General features: G+C 59.2%; 3 protein-coding genes. All 3 read right to left on the bottom strand.

Annotated features, from left to right (window positions below; genetic code table 11):
- The coding region (locus FJ404_19660; protein MBM3825063.1) for a hypothetical protein at positions 1 to 273 on the bottom strand (273 nt) is incomplete at its 3' end.
- Positions 274 to 468: 195 nt separating this feature from the next.
- Positions 469 to 1,074, bottom strand: coding sequence for a hypothetical protein (locus FJ404_19655; GenBank protein ID MBM3825062.1), 606 nt, complete (start codon positions 1,072 to 1,074; stop codon positions 469 to 471).
- A 21-nt stretch (positions 1,075 to 1,095) separates the two neighbouring features.
- Positions 1,096 to 1,989 (bottom strand): hypothetical protein, encoded by an 894-nt coding sequence (locus FJ404_19650; GenBank protein ID MBM3825061.1) that lies wholly within the window; start codon positions 1,987 to 1,989, stop codon positions 1,096 to 1,098.
- Positions 1,990 to 2,857 lie beyond the last annotated feature (868 nt).

Here is a 2,857-nt window from a genome sequence, read left to right as displayed (position 1 = left end):
GCCCGCCGCCAGCCAACTGCTGGCCACCATGCGGTGGTAGGCGAGCAGCTCCGGACCTCGAAACAATCCCAGCAAGAACAAAAAGCCGGCCCCGATTCCGAACACAGCCACGCCCACCATGGCGGCTTCAAATGTTTGATAGGCAACTCCATTCAGCACGCAACCCATCCCAAATACGAACGGACTGATCCAGTCTCTCGAGTTCCACACCTCAAGCGAGTCCACCGCCGGGGTGGAGCGGCTGGGTGCGGCAGTTGAAGTGACGACATTCATAATCGCGTGCTCGTGAAGCCTTTCGCCACGTTACATCTTACGAAATGTGATCTTGAAGTGACCAAAACCAACATAACCAACAGCCTGGCACGAAAGCATGTGCCCGGCGGCGCCCAAACCGTTGGGCGTGGTCCAACAAGTGCGCTCATGTCGCCAGCCGGAGCTCTCAAAAAGGCTGATCCAAAGTTTGGGATTCTAATGCTTGTGCCACTCGATCGTGGGCATAAACGGATTGCGCAAATGCAAATCCGGAAAGAGGTTGTTGCGGGCACAAGCGCAGAGGATCAGCCAGGCCTGCGGTGCTGCCAGCTCACTCATTTGCCTTATGGATTCAAGATAGGCCAGACGGGCCGCTTCCGATTGATGGAGAACCTGGCAAGCAGCCTCGTCCAAGTGGTTGATAACGTTATGAAGCAGGATGACGTCAAATGTCCAGCCTTGAGCGCGTGCACGGGACCCAAACTCGGTCAGATTATCCCGGTAAAGTTCCACGCCATGGCCCTCCATCCATGAACCATTTCCCTCGAGATTCGAATGGCGAATCGTGTCACTGGCTCCGTGGCCGCCCGGTTCCACACACACGCTCCGCTTCGCGCCCAAAGCGGAGGCCAGTCCCGCAAAGAGGCCAAGACCTCCTCCCACGTCGAGAAACCGGCAGGAGGACATCGCGATGCCATCAAAAAGATACCCCGCGTAGGTCATGAGCTTCGCGCTCGTACTCCACATTCTCAAAGCAGCGGCCCGCTCACAGGCGAGTTTGAGCGAGGTTTTCGGCGTGGGGGTCGAAGAGGTCGGCAGCATAGTGATTCGAAGCAGTGGATCTCAAGGCGCGCCAAAGGGGGGAATCAAGGCCAAAGCCGCAATGGACAACGCAATCAAGAGAATCGGCGCGAGAAACTGGATGGACTGCTTTTGGCATCTCTGACCGAACCAGGTCACCAAGCATGCACTGACGCCCTGACCCAGAGCGGATGCCCAGGCCACGCGGAGGAGATCCTCCCGGATCGGGAGATAAAGGAAGCCGGCGACTGTCGCGAGAAGTCCGAGGATTTGTGCGGGCACCACCCAAATGGTGCGCTTGCTGAGATCGATGCCGATGCCGCCCACCCACCCCATCGCCCTCACGGCATGGCCCAGCATCAGCGGACCCACCGCCGCGGCTCCCGCGATGTAGACGTCAGTCGCAAGCAAACGGAGCAGGCCCGGTGCAAAGCAATGCGTCCCTACCGTCAACACGCCGAAGCCGGCGCTCAATCCCATCAACGTTCGGCTGTAGGTGTGCCCGGCCTCCGGGGATTGGCTTACCGCCAGGCTGAGCGGACCCCACGCCGCTTGAAAGGCACCGATGGGAAGCAGAACCAGTGACGCGACCTTGGCACCCGCGGCATACACGCCCAGGATCGCAGAGTCTGACACCCCCAATAAGAGACCTCGTTCAAGATTGGCCATCCAGGCAGCCAAAACGGCGACGCCCAGGGCCTGCAATCCCCGGAACCATTTATAAATCCAGCGTTTCAAAGGACCCGCGGCATTGAGCATGCCAATCATCCACACCGCATCGTAATATTCGATGCCAGATGATTGGGAATAGAAAAGATCAGGTTGCATGATCGCCCGGTGGAGCAGCGCGGGCGTGAGTCCCGAACCCACCAGGGCCTGATAGCCTCCAGCCAGCACAACGGCATTGGACAACGCCTTGTCCAACCACGACATCATGTGGTGTTGCGCCGGCGACACTAAGCATACAAACTGCGGCGTCCGACCCACTGCGTTGCGTCTGATGTCATCGATTTAGAGTGGGGCATACGTCCATTGCCAACCGAGGATCTCAGCGATTCGGCACGTGTAATGCACATCGCGCGAGTCTGGCAATCCCCAGGTCAGACAGATGGGCAGCCACGGCAAGAGTCCATCGATCTCAAGCCGCTTTAGGACGCCAGCCACGACCCTGCTGTCAAGATCACCTGACAGCAGTAGGTAAATGCGGTTTCTTGCGCGGACCGCCCCCATCGCCTCTCGTTCGAGGCGCGAGACGAGTTCCCTAGCGATCCCTCGTGCCGGGCGCAGCCGTTGGCCGTGCGGGGGAACCGTAAACAGATCCACTGAGCCATCACTAGCAAGCCGGCTTAACCAAGGGCGGCGTCGGACCTCTCTCCACAACGTTCTGTATGCAGAGACAAAGTTATTGGAGATGATCGAGGCGACCGATGAACGGTCAAGCGTGAGAGTCGTCATCCAATCTGCTGCTCTAGCACGTCGCCGCGGATCAGAACATTGGCGGTGAGTACAGATGGGAATCGAGGTCAAACTCCTAAGCATGTGTCACGGAGTTCCTCCCGGTTCGGCTGGATGCAAGAACTCACTCAGGACGCCGGACGGTCTAATCATCTGCCCCCCTCGATCGGTGAATCCTGCGTGCGACGAGCTCTCGCATAGCGCCGCGCTCCCTCACCGTGAACAGCAGCCGCCACCCCACGAGGCAAATCAACGGGATGCTCGCCGCAATGGCGACTGCCTGCACGCGGCCGCCAAAGCGCTGCCCAAGCCAGGCGGACAGCAAGCCAACTGCGATGGTGGCTGCCAT

The sequence above is a fragment of the Verrucomicrobiota bacterium genome, from assembly GCA_016871495.1.
In the GTDB taxonomy this organism is placed as follows: Bacteria; Verrucomicrobiota; Verrucomicrobiia; order Limisphaerales; family VHDF01; genus VHDF01.
This window is presented reverse-complemented; position numbering and strand designations above follow the sequence as displayed.